Origin of the sequence: Pseudanabaena sp. FACHB-2040 (assembly GCF_014696715.1) — a bacterium.
In the GTDB taxonomy this organism is placed as follows: Bacteria; Cyanobacteriota; Cyanobacteriia; order Phormidesmidales; family Phormidesmidaceae; genus JACVSF01.
On record NZ_JACJQO010000014.1, the window covers coordinates 31,491 to 54,250 of the forward strand.

17 protein-coding genes and 3 pseudogenes are annotated in these 22,760 nt (G+C 51.5%); 7 read left to right on the forward strand and 13 right to left on the reverse strand.

The window, feature by feature from the left end:
- Positions 1-393: 393 nt before the first annotated feature.
- Complete coding sequence (locus H6G13_RS17200; RefSeq protein WP_190484997.1) at positions 394-1,347, reverse strand: LysR family transcriptional regulator; 954 nt, start codon at positions 1,345-1,347, stop codon at positions 394-396.
- Between the two features lie 235 nt (positions 1,348-1,582).
- Here H6G13_RS17200 and H6G13_RS17205 point away from each other — a divergent pair, with 235 nt between their 5' ends.
- Together H6G13_RS17205 and H6G13_RS17210 are read left to right on the forward strand one after the other, a co-directional pair.
- The gene (locus tag H6G13_RS17205) at positions 1,583-2,449 is read left to right on the forward strand and encodes an SDR family oxidoreductase (protein WP_190484999.1); all 867 of its coding nucleotides are present in this window, start codon (positions 1,583-1,585) and stop codon (positions 2,447-2,449) included.
- Positions 2,450-2,497: 48 nt separating this feature from the next.
- Positions 2,498-3,142: a cysteine hydrolase gene (locus H6G13_RS17210; protein ID WP_242028390.1), complete on the forward strand. Its 645-nt coding sequence runs from the start codon at positions 2,498-2,500 to the stop codon at positions 3,140-3,142.
- 155 nt (positions 3,143-3,297) lie between these two features.
- Here H6G13_RS17210 and H6G13_RS28750 read toward each other — a convergent pair.
- From H6G13_RS28750 to H6G13_RS17235, 5 genes and pseudogenes are all read right to left on the reverse strand, one after another.
- Positions 3,298-3,759 (reverse strand): annotated as a pseudogene (locus tag H6G13_RS28750) (SRPBCC family protein).
- 207 nt (positions 3,760-3,966) lie between these two features.
- Positions 3,967-4,692, reverse strand: coding sequence for an aldo/keto reductase (locus tag H6G13_RS17220; RefSeq protein ID WP_199305976.1), 726 nt, complete (start codon positions 4,690-4,692; stop codon positions 3,967-3,969).
- A 390-nt stretch (positions 4,693-5,082) separates the two neighbouring features.
- A complete protein-coding gene (locus tag H6G13_RS17225) occupies positions 5,083-5,283 on the reverse strand; it encodes a hypothetical protein (RefSeq protein ID WP_190485002.1) in 201 nt (66 codons plus the stop codon).
- A 54-nt stretch (positions 5,284-5,337) separates the two neighbouring features.
- Positions 5,338-5,748 carry a VOC family protein gene (locus H6G13_RS17230; RefSeq protein ID WP_190485004.1) on the reverse strand — a complete coding sequence of 137 codons (411 nt, stop codon included), beginning with the start codon at positions 5,746-5,748 and terminating at the stop codon, positions 5,338-5,340.
- 67 nt (positions 5,749-5,815) lie between these two features.
- On the reverse strand, positions 5,816-6,220 hold the full coding sequence (locus H6G13_RS17235; protein WP_190485006.1) for a VOC family protein: 405 nt from the start codon (positions 6,218-6,220) through the stop codon (positions 5,816-5,818).
- Between the two features lie 1,104 nt (positions 6,221-7,324).
- On the opposite strand from H6G13_RS17235, the pseudogene H6G13_RS17240 reads away from it, so the two are divergent.
- Positions 7,325-8,421, forward strand: a pseudogene (locus H6G13_RS17240) (transposase).
- 14 nt (positions 8,422-8,435) lie between these two features.
- Here the strand turns inward: H6G13_RS17240 and H6G13_RS17245 are convergent.
- Positions 8,436-9,257, reverse strand: a pseudogene (locus tag H6G13_RS17245) (transposase); the annotation flags it as partial.
- 61 nt (positions 9,258-9,318) lie between these two features.
- Here H6G13_RS17245 and H6G13_RS17250 point away from each other — a divergent pair.
- The 4 genes from H6G13_RS17250 to H6G13_RS17265 all read left to right on the forward strand — a co-directional run bounded on the left by H6G13_RS17250 (position 9,319) and on the right by H6G13_RS17265 (position 15,418).
- A complete protein-coding gene (locus H6G13_RS17250; protein WP_190485010.1) occupies positions 9,319-9,594 on the forward strand; it encodes a hypothetical protein in 276 nt (91 codons plus the stop codon).
- 187 nt (positions 9,595-9,781) lie between these two features.
- Positions 9,782-10,741, forward strand: a complete 960-nt coding sequence (locus H6G13_RS17255) for a trypsin-like peptidase domain-containing protein (protein WP_190485012.1) — start codon at positions 9,782-9,784, stop codon at positions 10,739-10,741.
- 21 nt (positions 10,742-10,762) lie between these two features.
- Positions 10,763-11,407 (forward strand): hypothetical protein, encoded by a 645-nt coding sequence (locus H6G13_RS17260; RefSeq protein ID WP_190485014.1) that lies wholly within the window; start codon positions 10,763-10,765, stop codon positions 11,405-11,407.
- Positions 11,408-11,575: 168 nt separating this feature from the next.
- Positions 11,576-15,418 (forward strand): tetratricopeptide repeat protein, encoded by a 3,843-nt coding sequence (locus tag H6G13_RS17265; protein WP_190485016.1) that lies wholly within the window; start codon positions 11,576-11,578, stop codon positions 15,416-15,418.
- Between the two features lie 223 nt (positions 15,419-15,641).
- Here the strand turns inward: H6G13_RS17265 and H6G13_RS17270 are convergent, their stop codons facing one another.
- The 6 genes from H6G13_RS17270 to H6G13_RS17295 form a co-directional block, all read right to left on the reverse strand.
- Positions 15,642-16,118, reverse strand: a complete 477-nt coding sequence (locus H6G13_RS17270) for a GNAT family N-acetyltransferase (protein ID WP_199305977.1) — start codon at positions 16,116-16,118, stop codon at positions 15,642-15,644.
- Positions 16,119-16,458: 340 nt separating this feature from the next.
- Positions 16,459-16,740 (reverse strand): CHAT domain-containing protein, encoded by a 282-nt coding sequence (locus H6G13_RS17275; RefSeq protein ID WP_190485018.1) that lies wholly within the window; start codon positions 16,738-16,740, stop codon positions 16,459-16,461.
- A 280-nt stretch (positions 16,741-17,020) separates the two neighbouring features.
- A complete protein-coding gene (locus H6G13_RS17280) occupies positions 17,021-17,710 on the reverse strand; it encodes a hypothetical protein (RefSeq protein ID WP_190485020.1) in 690 nt (229 codons plus the stop codon).
- Complete coding sequence (locus H6G13_RS17285) at positions 17,697-20,099, reverse strand: CHASE2 domain-containing protein (RefSeq protein WP_190485022.1); 2,403 nt, start codon at positions 20,097-20,099, stop codon at positions 17,697-17,699. Before H6G13_RS17285 ends, H6G13_RS17280 begins: the two co-directional genes overlap by 14 nt.
- A gap of 50 nt (positions 20,100-20,149) precedes the next feature.
- On the reverse strand, positions 20,150-21,286 hold the full coding sequence (locus H6G13_RS17290) for a DUF1822 family protein (protein ID WP_190485024.1): 1,137 nt from the start codon (positions 21,284-21,286) through the stop codon (positions 20,150-20,152).
- A gap of 47 nt (positions 21,287-21,333) precedes the next feature.
- Positions 21,334-22,674 (reverse strand): hypothetical protein, encoded by a 1,341-nt coding sequence (locus tag H6G13_RS17295; protein ID WP_190485025.1) that lies wholly within the window; start codon positions 22,672-22,674, stop codon positions 21,334-21,336.
- Between the last annotated feature and the right edge of the window lie 86 nt (positions 22,675-22,760).

The window sequence follows — 22,760 nt, forward strand, 5'->3', positions numbered from 1 at the left end:
CGTAGCTGGGAGCGACTTCATCGCATTCTTGCCACAGCGGCTAACTTATTTGTTGAGATTGGCTATGAATCAATCACAACGGATGAAATTGCAGCAAGAGTCAATCCCCAGGTGGAGGGCTATATCGTTTCTTCCCAGACAAGGTAGTAGAAGCAGCCATAAGCTGATATAAACTTTATTGACAAAATCCACAACTCTTCTTCTTTTTTAGGAGAAACAGGTTTATCTGTGAGCACTCGTGGCCCCGAGTAGCGGCGAGAGATGATGTGTATTCATTTTTATTTTCACTTCCATGCATACCTAAAAAATTGCTCACCCATCCACATTCATGTATCTGTATTTACGCAACTATATTCATGAATCTATATCCGTACATCTGCATTTGCTTTGGGGTTAACCATTCACGGTTCTGTCTTTAGCTTGCGTATAGGACAAATCAGGCTCATTTGTCTTCAAACATTTCTCGGCTACAAAGTCACAGAATGCGCGAACCTTAGCGGAAAGCGGTGATAGGTTGAGCCGACGCAGGCACAGTGTGCCTTCTCGAAATGCCCAATCTGTTAAAACGCGGTCGAGTTGTCCGAGCTTAATCGGTTCACCAAGGAGTGAGTTGGGTAAGTAAGCAATTCCTGAACCCGAGATCGCCGCTTGTCTTGCCAAAATCAAATCATTGGAAACTAAACGACCCATTACATTTACTGTTTCAATCCTTCCGGTAGGATCTATCAGTTGCCAGGTCGTGTGACTTGCAAAGGGTTGACTGCAAACCCTAATGCAGCGATGGTGAGACAGTTCTTGTGGAGTTTTAGGTTTTCCATACTGCTCTAAATAACTTGGGCTAGCGCAAAGCCAATAAGACACTCGGTAGAGCGATTGGGTATCTAGCGATGAACTCGCTAACGGCTGAGTTTGCCAGGAAAATGCAATGTCAATATTTTCAGAAACTAGATCAATCAGTTGATTGGTGAGGAGAACCTCTACCCTGATCTGCTCATACTGCTGTAAGAAATCAGCAATCCATTGACTCAAAAAACATGTTCCAAAAACAATAGGTGCTGTAATTCTCAGAGTTCCCTGGGGTATATCTTGCAAAGAAGTAATCGCTCGATTGGCGTCTTCTACTTCATCGAGAATATGACGACAGCGCTGAAAGTATATATTCCCTGCCTCCGTTAGATACAGCTTGCGTGTGGTGCGGTGCAGAAGAGGCGTCCCTAAATCTGTCTCTAGCTCTGCCACTTTGCGGCTCACCGTTGCCTTAGGAATATCTAATTGTCGGGCGGCTTGTGAAAAGCTGCTCATTTCAACTACTCGAACAAAAATGGTCATTGAATTGAGATCTACCATCCCATTGTTTCTCTGGTGAGACAATGCATTCCATTCTAATGGGCTAGTCTTCAAAGTGGAACAGTGTTACGGTATCTGCTAGTGGGTTATTTGACAGAGGCAGAAGCCTTTTAAGAAGGACTAATTGTCCTAACGAGCAAGTGTTTAGCAACCCAGTAATGACTATATTGAAGGCAAATGATCCATGATGGCATACCTTAAATCGGCGCTAAGATTCCACATCATAAGTTTTTAGATGCTTAACTCAATTTTGGTGATCGGTGCTACGGGTAACGTTGGTAGCCAGGTAGTTCATCAACTACTGGCAACAGGAGTTAAGCCTAAAATTGGGGTACGCTCTCGATTGAAATCGGCAGACCTCGTTGCAAGCGGAGCAGAGCTGATCGATCTAGATATGGGTAACTTGGACAGCTTAAGTGCTGCGTTTAAAACGGTCGATAAAGTTTTTTGGGTCAGTCCTTTTGTCCCAAATATGGTTGAATTATCTACACAAGTTGTAAAAGCGGCACAACAGTCCAACATTCAACAGATTGTGCGCTTGTCTGCTATGGGAGCAGGGCAAGAATCTCCTCTAACATTAGGTCGGTGGCATGGACAGATTGATCAGATGGTTGTGGATGCTGGAATTCCACTGACAATTCTGTGCCCCAATGGATTTATGCAAAATTACAGCAATGCCTACGTTCAAACTATCAAAACGCAAAATGTTTTTTATCAGAATCTAGGCGATGCGGCTGTTAGTTACATCGATGTCCGTGATATCGCAGCTGTAGCGGTAACTACCCTAGTTGAAGATAGTCATGTGGGCAAAATTTATGAACTTACTGGGCCAGAATCGCTATCCAATTCGCAGATTGCTAAAATTTTGACACGGTGTCTGGGACGCACAATTCACTATGCCAATATACCGGACGAGGTCGTCCGAGCCGGAATGCTCAAAGCTGGAATGGCAGAGGTGTTAGTCGATGCCATTCTAAACTTAAACAAATTTTACAAGACAGGAGCAGCTGCTCAAGTATTACCAACCGTTAAACAGGTGACGGGGGAGCCTGGGCGATCGTTTGAGCAATTTGTCAGCGATTACCGAGATATTTTTTCATGACCTGATGGGTATCTAGAAAAGGTAACATCTCACATCACAGGAGAAACAATGATGGAACAGGCATTTGGGCTAGAAATTCCTCAAACCCTATCCGAAATTTGTCAGCCACAACGCATCGCCCTGCTCGTATACGACATGCAAGTTGGCATTCTCAGCCAGCTACCCCCAGAACGCACTCAGTATGTTACAAGGCAAGTTCTCAAAATACTGAACGCTGCACAAGATGCGGGAATTCGAGTTTTTTTTAGCCGTCATCTCTCTTTACCCGTTGAAGTGGCTGGAGTCTTTCAACTGCGGACAGCGATGGCATGGCAACGGATCACTCATGTGAGTGAAATCAAACCCTGGTTCCTTCGAGATGCACCAGGTTTTCAATTAATTCCAGAGCTTAAACCCCGCTCCTCAGAGGTCATCTTTGACAAAATCGCGATGTCGGCATTTGAAGGAACCCTTCTCAATCTTGCGCTACGCGACTGCGGCATTAACGCTTTGATGATTGTCGGTGTTGCAACAGAGGTTGGTATCGAACCAACAGCTCGCCATGCCGCTGATTTGGGTTACATTCCCGTTGTTGTGACGGATGCTTGTAGCGGTGGAAACCAAGAAGCGGCTCAACGTTCTATTGAGAGCCTCAAGTTTGCGGGTGACGCAGTGATAACGGACACAGCAACACTGTGTGAACTGCTTAAATAGCTCTTTTAGGAAAACTCAAGCGCCTTTGTCTGGTAGTAGTGCGATTGCAATTAATCAAGGAGCGTTGCGTAATAGCGGAATAAACTTGAACTAGACTGCTGTGAAATGCCCAGATTGTGCCTCTACTCTCTCAACGAGTAAATGTATTGTCTAGTTTACGTTAATTGCTCCGCCAGCTTGCCGAGTTGATCGATGCAGATGCCCCATCCCTCTTCAAAGCCCATGTCTTTGTGCTTTTGATGGTCTGCCTTGTTCTTGTGAAGTGCACGGGCTGTGTATTCCGTTCCTTCGGGATGATCGGCGAGAGTAATAATGGCTGTGAAAAATGGCTCTGATGAAGGACGTCAGCCCTCTTCTAGCGTGTCTGTGAACACGATTCGTTCGCGTTCGACGATGTCAAGGAAACAGCCCTTGTCAGGGAATTCCGTGCCGTCTTCCATTCGCATAACGGTGTTAAAAGCTCCACCTGGATGCATTTCCATTTTTTGAACAGTCGTCTGGATGGGAGCCGGTGCCCACCATTTCTCAATCTGCTTGGGATCCGTCCATGCACACCAGATTGCTGATCGGGGTGCTTTGATGATACGGGAAACGGTTAAGTCGTTGGTTTCAGTCATTTGGATCTATCCCCATTGCTTCTTGTGTTTCGACTTTGTCTCAACGGCAGTTGGCATTTGCTGTTGCGGCTAACCCTGGTAGACGCACCTGACCATTGAATTGTTTACCGGGGTACCAAGGCATTTGAGCTAGATTGCCAAATCCTGGAAGGCTCTCCATGTGTTGAACCATTCGCGATCGCATTTCCTGATCGGGTGGCAGCCCCCTCAATGCCCTAAGTTTTCAACGACATGAGCAGGATTAGTGGTGGCTGGAATGGCGCAAGTCACGGCCAGATGGGAGATGACATACTTCAAGAAAAACTGTGCCCAATTTTCACACCCAATGTCACGGGCAAACTCTGGCAAGGGTTGCCCCTGCACCACTTCAAATAACCGGGCTTTTTCAAACGGCATGTTGACCAGAACGGCTGTCTCTTGATCCGCTGCTGCCGGGAGAATTCTCTCTTCAACACCTCGCTCGAAGATGGAATAGCGAACCTGCACAAAGTCTAAGTCTCCATTCTCGATCCAGCGCGTGACCGGGTTAGCATACAAGGGCAAGTCATGGTGGGTAACACCCAGGTAACGAATTTTGCCCTCTTGCTTCCATTCACGCAAGAGCGGCACCATCATTTCCATATTCACCAGGCTGTGAACCTGTAGAGTATCGATGCGATCGCGCGACAACCGCTGCATCGATTGTTCTAGCCGGCGCAGAGCCTGACTGTCATCCCCTAGATATTTACCTGTTGCCCAAATTTTGTTGGCGATAAACAATTCATCGGTGATGCCAAGAGTAGCGGCTGGCTCACCCACGTTTACCCCTGACATGCCATAAAGCGGCGAGACATCAATCATGCGCCCCCCCGCTTCCCAAAATTGGCGCATCACCTGTTGAAGTTGATCGCGAGGTTGATCGGGCAACACATCAAAGGTCAGAAAGGTTCCCATGCCGATAGCGGGAACCCTTTCATTCGTGCGCGGAATGACTTTGGTAATCAATGGCTGACTAGGGTTTGATAGTTCTCGAGAATTTTGAGCGATCGAGTAACGCTGGCATTACATTTGTGTTGTCGGATATGCAGGCGTTAAGTGCAAAGGATGTGGTTTATCGACCTTTGGACGAACGTTTTCCGACGTTAAGGTTAGCGCTGGTCTGGCGGCGAACAGAGTCGTCGCCCGTCGTGTGTAAATTGATCAAGCTGCTCAAAACAACCGTGTTGTCTGCGAAACGCAAACTCGAGACGTCGTAACCGATATCAGAGGTTTTAGTCGATTTGCTGATTAATCGAGGCAAATAGCGGTGCTAGCTCCTGCTCTATTTTTCAAGGATGGGATGGATCAATACTTTGCGGCGATCGCCCGGATCACGTTCACGCCTGGCAAACTCAACTTTTTCCAGTCGGTCAACTTAGGCCAGTAATGGCCCCTGTCGTCAGTCCACTCAGCCGGTTGTCTAGCCGTTAACGCCTCGGCTTGACTGAGCGGATCTGAGCTTTGTGCTCTCAGGCCAACCCGCTCAGCAATTGCCGCATGATACATCAGCGTGCGAGCACTAGTTGACTATTTTGTCGAAAGCGGGGTGCTCCCACGGAGTTAGTCAATGCGAGCGCAGTTAATCATCCACGGAGTGCCGAATTGATCGACTAGCATACCAAAGCGGGCTGCCCAAAAGGTTTCCTGAATTGGCATCTTGACGGTGCCGTTTTCGGCTAGGGCTTCAAAGATACGCTCTGCCTCTCCAGCATCTTCAATGCTGAGTAGCACAGAGGTACCTTTGGGTTCTTCAAAGTATTCTGACATACTGTCACCCCCCATCAATTCTTGATCGCCCACAGTTATCTGAGCGTGCATGATTTTGTCGTGCCATTCAGAAGGCGTTTGCTCGGCCATAGGCGATTTGCCATAGGTCATGATGTCGCCAATTTTGCCGCCCAAGCACTGTTCGTAAAACTTAAATGCGGTTTCACACTGACCATTGAAATTCAGGTAAGGGATCAGTTTCATGGGGGTCTCCTAGGGCTAAAGAATGAGTTGCTGCTTTGAGTTAAGGGGGCTGAGTTCGGATTTGGTCTTACCCATCAACGGCGCTGGGGTTCATGTACATCAGTTCCCAATTGTGGCCATCTAAATCTTGAAAGCCGTGGCCATACATGAATTCGTGGTCTTGCGGATCGCTGTAGGTCTTGCCACCGGCATTAACCGCTTGGCGCACTATAGTATCGACCTCGTCGCGGCTGTCGCAAGATAGGCACACCAGCACTTCGGTACTTTGGGTAGTGTCGCAGATGGCTTTGGGGGTAAAGGTTTTGAACTTGTCGTGGGTCAGTAGCATGACGAAGATATCTCTGCTGACAATCATGCAGGTAGCGGTTTCATCGGTAAACTGAGAATTGAAGCTAAAGCCAAGCTTGGTAAAGAATTCAATCGACTGATTGAGGTCTTTGACGGGTAAGTTGACAAAGATTTTACGGGCCATCGTGGGTCTCCTGAGTAATTAGAAAACAATTCGAGGGGCTTGAATAACTGACCATTTCTAGGTCAGAAGATGTCAGTTTGGGCATTACACTGCCTTGACGTCAAAGAGGACGACATCTGGGCTATAGGGGGTCATGATTTGATCCAAGTTTTTGACGCAGATGGCGCTAGCTTGCTCGGTGGTGAGCTGTCGAACTTAGGCTTCATCACGGGTAATAGTGGCTGTGGTTGGGCTGGTCATGGGACGGTCTCCGATGTTGATTAGGGTTAGGGAGCTGATTGAACCTAGCGGCTCCCGGCTTTATCAATTAGTCGAATTGAGGCGTGGGAGATCGACAGGTAGGACCGATCCTTTTTTGAGAAAATTGAAAAGTTCTGGCTGAGGGGTGGAGATGGCCTCTACTGCCCCGATGGCAGGCCGGCCAGTTCTACGATGAGTCGAATCTCGATGGTGCCTTTGTGCGCAGAGGGAATGCGTCCGGCAATTGAGTTGACATAAACCTTTATTGACAAAATTTGAAACCCTTCCTTTTTTAGAAAAAATAAATCAAAGGCGATACAGCCTGATTCAACACGAGTGATAGCAAGCAGACTCAGCAGATCCCGCTAAATTCGATCTTCCAGGCTGGTGTACAGTGCCAAATTAAATGACATTGAGACAAATTCGTGTTGTTGAACACTCTGCACGAGGGTTGAAAACCAGCACAGTCCTTGGATAGGGACTGCCCTGTGGAAGAGAGGCCTAAATGGCTTTAAGTTGCGTCTCACTATTAACTACTGCTGATCCCTTAGCACCTATTCAAGTCGCTGCTTAATTGTATGCCTTATGTACTACAAGCTGCTTGTTGATGGTGGCTTACCTATTTTGGTGCCCAGATTCCTAACAACCAGACCGCTGTATAAGTTCGAGCCCGCCAGCAATAGGAATGACTGGACGAACCGCCATTGTAAAGCTATGTAAAGAGATGCATATTTAGCGTTTTTCTGGTGTGAGTAGCGGTTAGAAGCCTCAGTAGGCTTGGAGCCATTTTGAGATTACTCACATCTTGCACCAGGGGGGAGAGGGATGAGAAAAAGGGCGTGAAACCAATACTCTGCAAGAACAATGGAAATTCTTGCCCACGCCCAAGCGCTAATTTACCAACTCCTGGAGGCGATGCCGAGCCCCTACCAAAGGGAGAGCCTCAATGCCTTTCTGGAACTGTTCCTCAGGGCTCAAGGCTCACCTCTGCCCCAGCACAGTAGGTTGAAGTCAGCCAGCGCCCTGAGCCGTTTCCTCAATCACTACGCTTGGTCAGTGCGAGGGGTGATTCGCCAAGTGCGAGGGGCGCTTCGAGAGCAATTGCAACGGTATCGGCCCCGAGGCCGTCGTCCTCACCTGCAGGTCATCCTGGATTTGACCACGCTAGAGAAACGAGGCAAGTTTAAGGCCTTCAAGCCCTTGGTGAGTGTCTTGAACGGTAAGCGGGGAGTGCATCTGGTGGTGATGTACCTGGTAGTTGGTCCCTGGCGCATCCCGTGGAGCTTCCGCCTCTACCGTGGCAAGGAGAGACCCTCCCCTGTCCAACTGGGCCTGCGGTTGGTGCGCCAGTTACCCCGTTGGCTCAAAGCGAGCTTCAAGCTCATAGTCCTAGCCGATGCGGCCTTTGGCACCGTGACCTTTCTCAAGGGCATTAGACGGCTCAAGCTGCACGCCATTACGGGAGTACGGTGTGACCGCAGGCTGAGCGATGGCAGGCAACTGGTCCATCTGCATAAGCCCGGCCAGCAGGTCTATTTGCAAGGTCTACCCTTCCCGGTGACGATAGCCTGGTTCTATCTCAAACGCGACGGCAAAAAGCTCAAGCGTTATGTGCTCTCCACCAAACCCCTCAAAGCGAGCACCCTCGTCTGGTGGGGAAAACATCGCTAGCAGATAGAGGGTTTCTTCAAAACTGCCAAGCACCGCTTTGGCCTGCACCGCTTTGGTCAACAGAGTTTGCTTGGGATGTATCGCTGGCTGGTGCTCTCTTTAGTTGCCTTTATCTTGGCCCACTGGGGCTACCTCTCGATAGGCACGATAACTCTGCCTGATTGGGCTCAAGCCGCCACTGTTATCCTCGAAGCCGCTTTATCAGATCTCGTTGTAGTCCTGCTCCTGCAGGAAATTGAGCGCAAGCAGCACTTACTACAGAGCCATGGATTTCAGGTCCATATCTCTAGGTGCAAGATATGAGGAAGCCTTCTATCTGCCAGCGATGCCGCCCCCACCAAACAACGGTGGCTGCTTTGAGTGCTTTAGTGGAGAGCACGTAACGCTTGAGCCGTTTGCCATCTCGTTTGAGATAGAACCAGGCTATCGTCACTGGGAAGGGTAAACCTTGCAGATAGACTTGCTGCCCCGGTTTGTGGAGATGAACCAGTTGCCGCTTGTCGCGCAGCCTACGGTCACAACGTACTCCCGTAATGGCATGCAGTCTGAGTTGTCTGATTCCCTTAAGGAACTCCACGCTGCCAAAGGCCGTGTCGGCTAAGACCATGAGCTTGAAGCTTGCTTTGAGCCAGCGAGGTAGTTGGCGCACCAACTGGAGGCCCAGTTGGGCAGGCGAAGCCGTCTCCTTGCCACGGTAGAAGCGAAAGCTCCAAGGGATGCGCCAGGGACCAACTACCAGGTACATCACCACCAGATGCACTCCCCGCTTACCGTTCAAGACACTCACCAAGGGCTTGAAGGCCTTAAACTTGCCTCGTTTCTCTAGCGTGGTCAAATCCAGGATGACCTGCAGGTGAGGACGACGGCCTCGGGGCCGATACCGTTGCAATTGCTCTCGAAGCGCCCCTCGCACTTGGCGAATCACCCCTCGCACTGACCAAGCGTAGTGATTGAGGAAGCGGCTCAGGGCACTAGCTGACTTCAACTCGCTATGCTGGGGCAGAGGGGAGCCTTGGGCTTTGAGAAACAACGCTAGAAAGGCGTTGAGGCTTTCGCGTTGATAGGGACTCGGCATGCTCTCTAGGAGTTGGTAAATTACTTCTTGGGCGTGGGCAAGAATTTCCATTGTTCTTGCAATGTATTGGTTTCACGCCCTTTTTCTCATCCTCTTACCCTTGGTGCAAGATATGAGGCTAGAAACCTTTCCCTACCAGGAATTCGGCCTGCTCCAGGGCACGGTCGAGAGTATCAGCCCCAACTCAATTCAAGAACAAGAACTGGGACTGGTCTACCCAGCCCGCATCAAGATCGATCAAACCTTTACGACCATCCAGGAGCAAGAGGTGCCCATCACCCCAGGCATGGCAGCTACTGCCGAGATTGTCACTCGGCAAAAGACCATCCTGTCATTTCTTCTAGACCCCATCCTTGAGCATTGGGATAGAGCCTTTTCACTCCGCTGACTAAGCCCTTTCCAAGAATCAAGATTAGAGGGAATGCTCGTGTGCCTTGAGTAACCGCTCAACGTACATATTTTTGGTACAAACCAGCCTACCTAGATAATTCCCTGTGAAGATTACGGGGTCTTTGAATAGGTGGGCGTGCTTCAGAAATAGAAGACAATACATGGCCTATTTCAGCCTTAAAGTGATGAATAATTTACTTAAAAAAGTAGCTTATCCAGTATTGGTCTTAGCGTTTCAACCCGTCTTTTACGGGAATGTGCTGGAGGATCGCTCTTCACAAGTCGAGGCGCAGGCGAACGGCATTTCGCCTACACCCCTAGTGCGGTTAGAGGACTCGTCTGACTTGGAACTTAATCTCGCTGCTGGCAGCCAGATTCCGGCTGGACTCAGCCAGTCCGACAACCCCGCTGCAGGCAGACGCGGCGTGATTAATGAAGATGACCGAGTTCTAATGACGAGTCAATCGTTTCCCTGGACCGCGGTTGGCCGCATCAACGGGATCACTGCTGAGGGAGAGAACTACATTTGCACCGGCACCTTAATTGCCGATGCGGTGGTGCTGACCAATGCCCATTGCGTGCTCAATCCAGACACTGGTATGCTCAGCCGCTCAATCGTTTTCTTGCCCAACTTAATCCACGGTCAGGTCGCCAGCGAGGCCGATGTCGGCCAGGTTGAAGCAGTATTAGTCGGTACGGATTTTCGCGATCGCAATCAGCCTCCCCATCCCGATGACTGGGCTTTGCTCAAGCTAGATCAACCTTTAGGGCAGAAATACGGCACAGTGGGGCTGTCAAGGTTAGATGCTGAGGCGCTGGCAACAGATCCTTTCACAGAGCAGCTCATCATGGTGGCTTACTCTAGTGATTTTCCGGCGGCGGCGGCGGGAGAGACCGCTAGTGCCCATTTGGGGTGCAGCATTGTCGGTGAAACAGAAGAAGAGGTAATTGAGCACGCCTGCGATACCCATGGCGGTTCATCAGGCGGGCCAATTTTCGCCATCATCAATGGTGAGCCCAGAATTGTCGCACTCAACGCCGCTGAGGAAGTTGACCCCGATTCAGAGGTAGGAATCGTAAACTACGCCGTCAAAATTGAGCGCATCGTAGCAGCAATTGAGGCTGAGTTAGCCACTGATCGGTGACCTCTAACCCTTCCCGTTGCAATGACACTAAAGATTTTAGAGAGAACACCACAACGCCTGATCATCCAGCGCGAACAGCTGTCTTCCTTTGATCTGGTTTGGCTAGCCGTCTGCGTGAATTTTCTAGTCACCCTGTGTTTCACTAAAATGCAGGAACGTTTGGGGCACACAGAGCCTGTAGCCTTATTTGTCGCTGTTTCTGCTGGCTGGCTATTAATTCATTGTCTGCTGGCTGAGTCAAGACAAAAACAACAGGGTGAATATTGGTTTGCGGTTGCCTTCGGCGCTATTCCTTACTTGGGAGTATTGCTTTTGTCTCTTGCTGCTATTGGCCTGTTTGGCTATGAGTTCCGGTTTCCGCCGAAAATCTCTCTAACGCTTGATCAGAACGAGAACCGTCTGACTATCAAATCCCAGTTTCTACTTTGGTTTCCTACAACTCAGTACCCGCTTGATGAAATTATAGGCGCTACCCAAGGTACAGAAAGCATCTATACAGGTTCAATGAGTGTCTCCGTTGTCATCACCTTAAATTTGATTCACAGACGAAGACAGGATGGAAAACTCTCTCACAAAAATACCGGTCTATGTGGATCAGTAGAAGAAATTCAGAATGCAGTGAACTTGATTAATCAATTCTCCTCCAGGTATGGGGGAAATCTGTAAGACAACTCGTTCATTAGCTTTAGGGCAGCGGTTCATATAGGGCTGCATCCAGGCACAAACGAGTTACCAGATGCCCTATGGTTAGAGTCGAACTCAACCGCTGCTGAATAGGCTCGACCCGATTAGCAGTATGAAGAATTGGACTGTAGTACGACCTGGAGAGAAGTCATGCCCCAGCCGCAGACGGCTCGATTGCCCCGACGTTCCCAGAAGCCCCCGCTGGCAGCGGGTTTGCAGCAGATCTGCCGCTTAGGCCTGGGGGCGACTGCGGCCCTTCTGGCTCTTAAGCTCCCCCTAGTAAGCCAAGCAGCACTCCTGCCGTCTCCAGTTCTGACGCAGTCACCCTCCCCCCAGACTGCTGCTGTGCTCAGTAATCGCCTAGACGAGACCAGCGAACGCCTAGACGACAGTCACTACATCAATGGGTATAGTTTTGCAGGCGTGGCTGGGCAAGCCATTACCGTTGATCTGAGCAGCGAAACGTTTAATGCGTACCTACTGCTAGGTCCTCCCGACGGCACCGTGGTCGCCGAAGACGACAACAGTGGCGAGGGCAGCCACGCCCGCATTGTTCTCGCCCTACCGACCACAGGCAGCTATGTTGTCGGGGCCAACACTAGTTACGCTGGAGAAAGCGGCCCCTATGAGTTTACCTTGCAGGCTGCAACCGTTGCAGAGGTGGCCCAGGCAGAGCAGCTCGCCGAGGCCCAACGTCTTGATCAGCAAGTTTGGCAGCTCTACCAGGCGGGCCACTACGAGGCGGCCATTCCCTTAGCGCAACAGGCGCTAGCGATGCGAGAGCAGATGCTGGGCGCAACCGATCCAGATGTAGCGAATAGTCTGAATATATTAGCCAGGTTGTACTACGTTCAGGGTCAGTATGAGCAAGCTGAGCCCTTGTATGTGCGATCGCATCAGATCTACGAAGCGACCTTAGGGGCAAACCACCCCGATACCGCAAATAATCTCAGCAATCTAGCAGATCTCTACCGACAACAGGGAAATTATAGAGAGGCAGAATCGCTTTTATTGAGATCGCTCGCTATTTACACAGCCACCTTAGGAGAAGCCGATCCAACGGTTGCCCTAATCCTCAACAATCTGGCAGAACTTTATCACAATCAAGGCCGTTATGGGGAAGCAGAATCGCTCTTTTTGCGCTCGCTCGCCCTCCATGAATCTGCCCTAGGAGAAGCCCATCCGGCTGTGGCTTTGCCTCTTAACAATCTGGCATTACTTTACCACTTCCAGGGCCAGTACGAAAATACAGAAGCCCTTTATCTCAGGTCTCTGCGTCTCTATGAAGAAGCTTTGGGAGAAAACCACCCTTACGTTGCCACCAGTCTCAATAACCTGGCATTACTCTACGTAGAGCAGGGTAACTACGAGGTCGCAACTCCTCTCTTAATGCGCTCTCTGGCAATTCGCGAGAGGGTACTTGGCGAGACTCATCCCGATGTTGCCCAAAGCCTCAATAATTTAGCTTCGCTTTATCAAGACCAGGCCCAATACAGTGAAGCAGAGCCCCTCTACCGACGGGCTTTAGCGATTTTGGAAACAACGCTCGGAGCAGATCATCTTGGCCTTGTCCAAACCATCAACAACTTAGCTTTGCTTTATCAACTCCAGGGCAACTACAGCGAAGCGGAGACTCTCCATTGGCGCTCCATATCCATTCGGGAACGGGCATTAGGTAAGAACCATCCTGTTGTTGCCCTCAGCCTCAATAATCTGGCAATGCTCTATCAATATCAGGGTAATTACGATGGGTCGGAGCCTCTTATTATAAGCGCTTTGAATAATTACAAAGCAGCTTTTGATGACAATCATCCTGTTATTGCCTTGCTCTTAAATAATTTAGCCCTTGTGTACAGGGAACAGGATAAATACCAGGAGGCTGAATCCCTTTTTCTGCAGGCGCTGCACATTTATGAAACAGTGCTGGGCGAAAATCATCCTCACCTTGCTTCTACCTTTGTTAACCTGGCTGGACTTTACCAGGATCAAGGCGACTATAGCAGAGCAGAACAGGTTCTTTTGCAGGCGCTAACGATTTACGAAGCAGCTTTTGGAGAGAACCACCCTAGTACTGCCGTCACGCTAAGCGGGTTGTCAAGGGGCTACTACAACCAGGGCAAATACGCAGAAGCGGAATCGCTGCTTTTGCGTTCACTTAATATTCAAACAACAGCTTTGGGAGAAAACCATCCTAATGTTGCTGTTAGTCTCAACAGTTTAGCGTGGATTGATCTAATTCAAGGCGACATTCTCCAAAGCCTGGCCTCTCAGCAGCGAGCCGCTACCATCGAGGAAACCTATCTAGGCCTTAACCTGGCAATGGGATCAGAAATCCGTAAGCGAACCTACGCTGCAACCCTAACGGCCAGCACCAACATTACCCTTTCTCTCCATTTGCAGCACGCGTCTACCAATCTTGAGGCGGCGCAGCTAGCCTTAAACACGGTGCTACGCCGTAAGGGGCGCGTGCTCGATGCCGTTACCGATTCACAGCAGCGCCTGCGTCAGAACCTCAGCCCAGAAGCAGCCTCTCTCTTAAATGACTACACCACAACCCAAAGTCAACTGGCAGCGTTGCTCTACGGCGGGTGGAGCGGGCAAGATCCCACAGTGTATCAAACTCAGGTTGAAGCGCTGCAGCAGGAGGTGAGCCGTCTCGAAAATGAACTGGCTCGTCGCAGTGCTGAGTTTCGAGTCGCCACAGAAGCCGTCAGCATTGAGGCTGTACAGGCCCTGATCCCAACTGATGCAGCCCTAGTGGAGCTGGTGCAGTACAGCCCGCTTGGCCCTACCCAAAGCAGCGTGACAAGATGGGAACCGCCGCGCTATGCAGCTTACGTACTGCAAGCATCAGGTGAGCCTCAGTGGATCGATTTGGGCGATGCCCAGACTATCAATGAGGCGGCTTTTGCCTTCCTCAACACCCTGCGCGATCCGGGCGCTCTCGAAGCCACTCGCGCTGCAGGACGAGCACTCGATGAGCTGGTAATGCAGCCTATCCGGCCCCTGTTAGGCGACGCTACCCACCTGTTGGTAGCTCCCGATAGCCAGCTTAATCTAGTTCCCTTTGCCGCCATGGTGGATGAGCACAACCGCTACCTGGTGGAAAGCTACACCTTTACCCACCTCACTAGTGGCCGTGACCTGCTGCGGCTGCAAAACCGCTCTCCCAGTCGTCAGTCTGCCGTCATTATGGCCAATCCTGACTACACCACGGTGGCGACAGGCGCGACAGCCAGAAATGGTGCCGGAGCAGCAGCCTCTCCCCAGCCCCGCGGTATCGCAGATCTGCGCTTTGGGCCGCTTCCCGGGACAGAGGTTGAGGCCAATGCGATCACGCCCCTCCTCCCCACCCCCCTCCTCCTCACCGAAGCCGCAGCCACCGAAAATGCTCTCAAGCAGGTACAGGCCCCTAGCATTTTGCACATTGCGACCCACGGCTTCTTCCTAGAAGACCTAGAGTTTGTGCCACCTGTCGGGAGCAGCCGAGGCGAGATTGAGATTGTCTCTGCCACCTCTACCGAGTTCAGCGCCCCGCCCTCGAGCAACCGCCCCACTAGCAGCGAAAATCCTCTATTGCGCTCTGGGCTAGCTCTTGCGGGCTTTAACGGCAGAGCCAGCGCTGGAGAAGACGGCGTTTTAACTGCGCTAGAGGCCGCCAACCTCGATTTGCACGGTACTCGACTGGTGGTACTTAGCGCCTGCGAAACTGGCTTAGGTGCCGTGTCCGTTGGGGAAGGGGTCTACGGACTGCGCCGGGCTTTTGTGATGGCGGGGGCCGAAAGCCTGCTGATGAGCTTATGGTTGGTCGATGACCAGGGCACAGCCGATCTAATGACGCTTTACTACCAACGATTGCTGAACGGTGAGGGGCGCAGCGAAGCCCTACGGCAGGTGCAGCTAAATATGTTGGCCAGTTCAGACTACGAGCACCCATTTTATTGGGCCGCTTTCATGTTTTCCGGTAACTGGCTGCCAATCGATGACCTCTAATCCCTGTTGTGAACCCTGACCCTGAAGGGTTTAGAGAGAACACCCCAGCAGTTAGTCATTCAGCATGAAGCTCCTTCCTGGTTTGACTTGATTGGGCTAGCAGGTAGTGTCAATCTTCTAGCCACCATCCTTTTTGTTTAGCTCCAGTAGTTGAACCGAGAAGTCTGACGCGACATGATTGGGTCGTGTGCAACAGAATAGACACCTACACCTACACCTACACCTACAGCAAATATTCAGTACTCTGATACTTCTCCATGAATAAGAGCGATAAGTTCTTGTTTATCTTTTGTTTTTTGAATATTTTGTATCCAAGCCGCTCGTAAAGATGGATATTGCGTTCACTCTTATGTCCAGTGAATAATTGAAAACGCTGCACCCGATCAAAGCATGATTCGATTTGCACCATGAGCGCCGTGCCAATACCTTGACCTTGAAAATCAGGATGAACAATAAGCCGCCCGATGAAGCAAACATTTTCCTCTTGATACCCTCTAACCGAGCCTGTAATATTGCCCTTAATTGAAGCCTTTAGAAAAACTTTACTCGTGATGTCGCTCCTCATCTCGTCTAAACTTTGAGCTAGTGGCGGAATATTGAAGTCATTGTAAAGCAGTGCCTCACTTTGATACGCCAGCTTTTGTAGTTCTAGAAGTGTCACCGCATCTTCCAATGAAGCCCGTGTGATGTTTTCCATCATCTAAAATTATCACTTTCTAAAACTTTGCATATGTCGATTAATGCGATGTATGGCCCGGTTAAGGAATTAAATGGTCGTTGAGGAAAGGGCTACAGACCTTGTGGAGGATGGCTTTGAGTGGATTAAAAGTAGATGAGCGATACTAGAAAATTAAATGACTAAAAGTTAGGAATCTTTGCTCTCCTGTGAGTGAGGCAGCCAGCTTGGAGTGTGAACTGAACAATCTGGAGGATGCGATCGCACTGCCCTAACGCAGGTCCAACCACAGCCTGGCTGTCTTTACCGGCTGCTGTTCGAGCAAATGTACAGTGCTATATTTCACCTCGCGTAGCACTGCTCACTAGCGCCACCCCTGCCTCATCGGCAGTGTCGTAGTCTGAGTTAGCAAAGATGATGGTAGGCTGGCGGCTGGGTTTTGTAGCTGCAGCAGATCACGCCCAGTCGTGAGGTGAGTGAAGATGTAGGTCTCGATCAAGTAGCGATCCTGCTCATCGACCAGGGCCGCGAAGGGAATGGTGTTGAGCTGGCTGTCGGGGAAGAGCAGTAGATGGTGGCACTGCCCAAGAGGGGGCGAATAGGTGCCATTACCAGTCGATCCAGAGTGCGGTAAAAGCGGCTTCATCAATGGCTTTGGCATCGCCAGACCGACCCATTGGGGGTCGCCAGAAGCATGAAGGATGTAGGCAGCATAGCGGAGGTGCGCCCCAACTTCGGATTGGCTAGCAGTTGGGTCAAATGGATTGATGGTGCAGTAGTAACAAAAGAGGGGATATTCACTTTTGCCCCAAGAGTTCTCAGAAACTCACTTTTTGTCTAAAAACGGGTTTCGGCTGGTTGGTGCTACATTCAGCTGCTTTTTGGGGCTTGAGAACTAGAACTGGCAAACAGGCTAGTTACTCCATTTATTTCCCCGTTTTCTCTTGAGGGCAGAAGATTTGGATCAGCTCTGCCTGCCCTTCCCGCATCTCCTCTGAGGGGTTGCTAACTGAAAACAGCTCTTGTAAAGCATCGGAGGCGAGTTCTTGCTGGGTAAAGTAGGCTGCCCGAGCCAGGGCAATCGTTTCGGCATCGGCTCTTTCAGCCTCCAAGTCTGCCTGCAAGGTCTCAAGTTCGGCTGCGATGCGCTCGTAGGCCTCGTCATCCATAATTTCAAACGAGGTGGCGTATACGTGCGTTGGCGCAATCATGAAGAACTGCCAATCATAGGTTCCGGCTTCGAGGGGCGCTCCAGAATGTGCAACCCGGTACACCTGCTCCTCTCCTGCTGTTGCAGTCTCCTGCCAGAGGATTCCTTGATTAGGGCTGCTTAGTCCTACTCTGTTTAACCCTTGCCAGATGAAGAGGGGAGTCCGATTCCATACCAGCTGGTCTCTAGGGGTCAATTCACACTGACCAGGTATCCTGGGGCCTCCATTTCTGCTCTCTCGACGATCTTCCGCTTCACGGCGGAGAAAACTCCATATTTGCTGCCGAGCTAGCGGCACAGGAGGCTGCAAGCTCTGAGCTGTAGCTGCTGTGGATAGGGTGGAGATGCTAACAGCGGCGATCCCGACTAAGTTCAGACAGGTCCGTAGCAGTTTATGTAGATTCATGGGAATTGTTTCTCAATAAGGGCAGTAGATACAAACTTGCGGTAGCAGAGGGCAGGAACCAGGGCACTAGAACCAGCCCGCTGACATAGAGTTGTAGGCACAGCAGTCCATAGCCTGCAGTTGCCCCGGCAAAGATCCAGCGCGATCTCACTGGGTAGCGCTTAAACTGATGGCCTAAACCTAGTAACAGTGCCTTGCTGCCAAGAGCAGCGGCCAATACCATCCATAAATCTGGAATAGGCATCACCATGTGCCCTGTCAAAAAGTGGTGCGCCATATAGGCATGGGCTTCTCCACCACTGAGCACCCCTACCGCTTGGTCTCGCCAGTAGGCAACTGCAGAGGGCAGAGGCCAGGTATCTTCTCCAACTTCGTCGTAACCCCCAGCTATCACGATCACCACTTGCCCTTGAAGAGTCGACAGGCCTGCCTCCTGTAGTCCCCGGTTGGGTTCTTGCAATAGTTGCCAGGCTGGTATGGTCTTGTAGACCTGCTCAGGGGGAAGGGAAAAATCTAGGATAGGATGCAGCCAACGCTGGTATATCCAGCGCGACAAGTTGGTGAAAATGCTCAAATTAGCCCGCTCCGACAAAGGCGGTTGCCCTCCATGGGTAGCTTCCCAGTACCCTTCCACTAAAGCTTGAAGTGATTTTTGGCTTTGCAGATTGGGGCGGGGAATATCTGAGGTCTGGTGCTCGGGTTGGGTGAGGTAGTGCGCGATCGCAAGCTGGTAGCTAAAGGGCAAAGGGCGCTCTGACCAGCCCCGCAGATGGACGTGCCACCAAGGCACTCGAATATCTCCTGTCAACACCCAATTAGTAGAAGCAACATCAGGGTAGACTGTGAGCCAATCCCCCGGATCGTTGCGCTTAGTGGCAAAGACAAACCACTGCTGGTTTTGCTCTACTCCCTGCTCTAGGGCCTGCCTCAACTCAGCATCATTGTCTGTGGGTCGATCAAGCAAATAGTCAATGCCTACAACTTTGGCTTCTAGAGCGGCCAGCTGGGTAACAATATCGGTTAACAGGGTGCGATCAATGGGGGATGGTCTTAGAATGCGGCGTTCTTGGAGGGTGCGATCGTCGATTCGTACCAGCACAATTGGGGTAGCTGCTGGGGCTAACTGAGTCGTCACATCCCGGTAAACGGCCTGAGCCCACACTCGTTGGCTCAGCAACCAGTCTTGCACTGGGGGCAGTAGGCTTAGTACCGCTATGACCCCAATGGCCGCTGCTTCCCAAGGGCTGGGCCGAAAGTGCTGCAGGGCTTTTCGCAACCCGGCGGGCTGCACCCGGTAGGGCACCGACTCAGGATGGCGAAAGAGCGAGGGCACCAGGTAGGCTGATGGGTAGGTGAGATTTTGCTCCAGCTTCAAAAACTGGCAGGCTCCTAGCAGAGCCTCCTGCACATTTTCATAGCGGGCCAATCGCTGCAAAAGCTGCACCAGAAATGCCTGGGCCACCTCGTTGTGAATGGGCTCCCGCATGATGGCTACTTGGCTTAGCCCCAGGTCAATTAGCGCGTTGGCAATGTCCAAACCGCTGCAGGAGTTAAACAGGGCAAACTGCAGCCCTCGTTGCTGAGCCTGCTTGAGATAGGGACTGAGCTCCTTGATAGAAATAGTGGTTTTGGGTGCGATCGCAACCTGCCCATCGAGCAGCGCTGCTTCATTGCTGTGGCCTGCAAAAAACAGCACATCCCAACCCAGGGGATCAGCTATTTCTCGGCAAATGCGTTCCCTGAGGGAAGCAGTATTTTCCCCTGGCTGCCAGCCGGTATAGTGAATATCGAGCAGCTTTTTCTGGGCATTGAGGGCATTGCGCTCCTCCTCAAAGTTCAGCCCTGTTTCGTCGCCTAAAATAGCCAGCACCCTTGTCTTACCTCGGCGGAAGGGCTGTCGGTCTACCGTTTCTGAACGAATATTGGCAGGCGATCGCACGATTTGCATGTGTTGGCCAAATTCCCAAGTTTCCCAGGGCAGGCGGGCCATCTCCAAGGGAGTGCAGGTCAAGAACAGCTCTGCCTTAGCCGCTCCAGGTGATTTGCTAGAACCCGCAGCAACTTTCTCAGAAGCTTTTGTCAGCTCCGCCCGCAGGTCAAACAAGTCGCCATGCTTCAACCACTTGTGAAATTCAGAGAGGAGCCTGGCTTCAGCTAGGACTAGATTGCTGTGCCAGTTGACATCCAGTGAGGTGACCTGGCCTATTGCCCCTACCCGCCCCCGTAAAGCCTGCTTGTAGTAGCCCAGGTAGGCCCGCCGCCAAGTGTCATAAAGCCCCATAAGCTGTGCTGGAAAGGCCAGACTAGCTGTCAACCGCTGTCCTTTGCCCCAAGCCAATTCAAACAGGCAGCTCTGGTCAATTTTATGAACATTTAGCCGGTAGGTCATGGCAGAGAAAGAAGAGGGGAACAGAAACGGGGAACTTACCCAGGGGCAGGCTAAGCATCTGGCCTAAAGACAAAGGGGGGCCAGTGGAGGGCCGTCCCGCTGGGGAGTTCAATCGTGGCTGTGAACTGCTCATCCCAAGTACCGATTACCTGGGTGTAGAGGTAGGCTGACTCAGCTTCCTGGTTCAAGGTTTGCTCGGCCAGCGTGGTTGTGTCGTCTCGCACAGTTAACCGGGTGCCAATGGGCAGTTGCTCTCCGGGAACCGGACCCAAAAATAGGAATAGGGACCACTCTGGGGCCTGTGAGTCAAACAGGGTCCAGGTCAGGGCATACAGGCGAAAGGGCAGTCCCAGGGGCTGCAGGTCAGTATAGGCTCCCCGGGCCTGGGGTGAAATCGTAATGCCCGAGGGCTCAAGTTCTCGTAAGACGGCTTCTAGCTGTTCAGTTGGGGTGCGGATAGACATTAGTGCGTTGGCCGGGGCCAAGGGCGGCATCAGCCTCCAGGCCAAGCTATCGGCCACGGCATCGAGCTGGTCTTGCAGCCAGCGGCCAGTATTGATTAGGCCGCCTGCTGCTGAGGTTAGGGCTTGCAATCTGGTTTGGTTTGTAGCTGCTGGCTGGGGAGCCGTTAGGTGTCGTGGGTTGAGGCATGACAGGTATAGCAGCACGTCCTCTGGGGCAGTGTCAAAGCATTGGACTGGAATGCTGTAGGTGCCATTATTGCTGGCAGTTAGCCCAACTTGCTGATGATAGGCCAACAGGCGGTCGCGCCGTAGCCCATTGAGAATTGTGACTTGGTCAGCCTCTTCCTGCACCTCGGCCAGGATATAGAGATGGGCGAAGTTGCTGGCGTCATCGAGGGTGGCTTGGGGAACGGCAACGACTGTATCGCTGAGGCTGCCTTGGGCGACTAAACAAAGGCGAAAATCGCTGACCCGGCAGTTGACCTCCAAAGCCGGGGGCCGGTGCAAGTCGTAGTAAAGAGCGATATCTAGGGCACCGGCTTCGAGCCATTGCTGTAGGCCCTTTAGGGCCATCGCCCGCAGAAACGTGGGCCACTGCTGATCTGTCTCGGGCGCTTGCTGGCTCATTTGAATAGCCCAATCGACTGCCGCCGCAGACAGCCTGAGCGTCGTGGGCCGGAGGGGGTCAAACTCGAAATCGGGTGGCTCGGCGGAATAACTCATAGAACTTAGGTTAGCGGGTGGGTGTGAAGAGGAAAAAACCATAATTTTTACTCCGAATCAGGCATGAATTGATGAATGGTGGAGCAGAGCTGGTGAGCAAACAGGCTTTTGGCGCTACGTCCTTTAGGAATTTGGGCTTCGGTGGTGGCGTCTTTGATGATTTGGTCTACCTCCTCAGTCAGGAGGTGCTCTAGAGTGTGGTCGATGGCGTGTAGCCGGTCTGCTGAAATGTAGCTGAGGGCTTGGTGACGAACCCTTTCGCAGAGTTGGGCAATTAACTGATGCCGCACGTCTGAGCGCAGGCGCTTGAGCTGTAGCAGCCGGTTAACCTGAACTTGAGTGCTCAGGCCAATCTGAGCTGCCAGCTTGCCCATCGCCAGACCCAGGCAGTGAAACAGATGCAGCCCCTGTACGTAGGCTTGATCTTGGGGGGGCTGGCGGGTTCGCAGTCGGGTGATGTTGTGCTGGATGACGTGTGCGATCGCATCCCCTAGACAGTTCTCTAGCGCCTGACGGTAAGCCTGCAAAAACTCGTCCTGCTCATCGGGTGTATCCGAGGGGGCAGGAATTTGCCCCCAATCAGTGTCTTCTGAGTAGGGCACTGGGTTACCACCCCGGACGTGGATGCGATACTGGCGCAGCTGGCTAGCGAGCTGCTGTAGTCGCACCAGGACTGTTTTAGGATCTTGCTCAGGGACCATCTCCTGTAGCTGCTTTGAGGTAGGAGTTTGACAGCGACGAGGCCCCCCCGATTGGCGTTGGGAAATGCGATCGCGGCAGTAGACCCGCTGATACTGCTCCAGCAACGCTGTTCCCTGGGCAACTTCGTACTCACTACAGAGATGATAAGTCCGCAGAATGCGCTGCCCCTGCTCTGGGCTGGTGTCATTGAGAATAGCCCAATCGCTGGCCCGATATAGCCCTTTTTCTAACAGCAGTCGGTTGAGGGCTGGGTGGTTGCAGGTCAACCGGCTGCTCCAGGTACTCAGTGCCGATTTGATAGGGTCATAGCTCTCCAAGATTTCGAGAGTAAAGGGGCGATAGTCAGCGGCAACTCGTCCATCATCATCAAGCACTTGGGCAAGTAGTTCTGGGGCAGTAAAGCCGTAGTCTTCACCAAACTGATTGGTCAAGCGAATACAGGCCCCTCGAATTTGATGGGTAATAAAGCACCGCAAACTAAGCTGAGCTAGGGCGGCATCCTCTGTGCCTGACTGCCAGAGCGTGATGAGGGGCTTTTGCAAAGCGTTCTCTAGAGGATCCGGGCTAATCATCAAGTTAGAGAAGGTTTGCTGAATCCAGATTTGCACCTGGGGTAGTACCTGAATCTGGTGGCGACCTGAGCTGGTCAAACAGACTAGTTGCCAATATTGAAATGCCGTGTCCATGATTTTGGGGGCTGAGCTGTTACTAGTTTTGCATTGAGTCACGGGAAATCCATTGGGGCTGTAGCGGCTAGGAAAGCAAGGCTAGC

Coding starts and splice junctions, on each gene's coding strand:
- H6G13_RS17210 (WP_242028390.1), top strand. CDS start 2,498: ATGATGGAACAGGCATTTGGGCTAGAAATTCCTCAAACCCTATCCGAA.
- H6G13_RS17220 (WP_199305976.1), bottom strand. CDS start 4,692: ATGGGAACCTTTCTGACCTTTGATGTGTTGCCCGATCAACCTCGCGAT.
- H6G13_RS17250 (WP_190485010.1), top strand. CDS start 9,319: ATGAGGCTAGAAACCTTTCCCTACCAGGAATTCGGCCTGCTCCAGGGC.
- H6G13_RS17285 (WP_190485022.1), bottom strand. CDS start 20,099: ATGACCTACCGGCTAAATGTTCATAAAATTGACCAGAGCTGCCTGTTT.
- H6G13_RS17200 (WP_190484997.1), bottom strand. CDS start 1,347: ATGGTAGATCTCAATTCAATGACCATTTTTGTTCGAGTAGTTGAAATG.
- H6G13_RS17270 (WP_199305977.1), bottom strand. CDS start 16,118: ATGATGGAAAACATCACACGGGCTTCATTGGAAGATGCGGTGACACTT.
- H6G13_RS17290 (WP_190485024.1), bottom strand. CDS start 21,286: ATGAGTTATTCCGCCGAGCCACCCGATTTCGAGTTTGACCCCCTCCGG.
- H6G13_RS17280 (WP_190485020.1), bottom strand. CDS start 17,710: ATGAATCTACATAAACTGCTACGGACCTGTCTGAACTTAGTCGGGATC.
- H6G13_RS17230 (WP_190485004.1), bottom strand. CDS start 5,748: ATGAAACTGATCCCTTACCTGAATTTCAATGGTCAGTGTGAAACCGCA.
- H6G13_RS17275 (WP_190485018.1), bottom strand. CDS start 16,740: ATGAAGCCGCTTTTACCGCACTCTGGATCGACTGGTAATGGCACCTAT.
- H6G13_RS17255 (WP_190485012.1), top strand. CDS start 9,782: ATGAATAATTTACTTAAAAAAGTAGCTTATCCAGTATTGGTCTTAGCG.
- H6G13_RS17260 (WP_190485014.1), top strand. CDS start 10,763: ATGACACTAAAGATTTTAGAGAGAACACCACAACGCCTGATCATCCAG.
- H6G13_RS17265 (WP_190485016.1), top strand. CDS start 11,576: ATGCCCCAGCCGCAGACGGCTCGATTGCCCCGACGTTCCCAGAAGCCC.
- H6G13_RS17235 (WP_190485006.1), bottom strand. CDS start 6,220: ATGGCCCGTAAAATCTTTGTCAACTTACCCGTCAAAGACCTCAATCAG.
- H6G13_RS17205 (WP_190484999.1), top strand. CDS start 1,583: ATGCTTAACTCAATTTTGGTGATCGGTGCTACGGGTAACGTTGGTAGC.
- H6G13_RS17225 (WP_190485002.1), bottom strand. CDS start 5,283: ATGTATCATGCGGCAATTGCTGAGCGGGTTGGCCTGAGAGCACAAAGC.
- H6G13_RS17295 (WP_190485025.1), bottom strand. CDS start 22,674: ATGGACACGGCATTTCAATATTGGCAACTAGTCTGTTTGACCAGCTCA.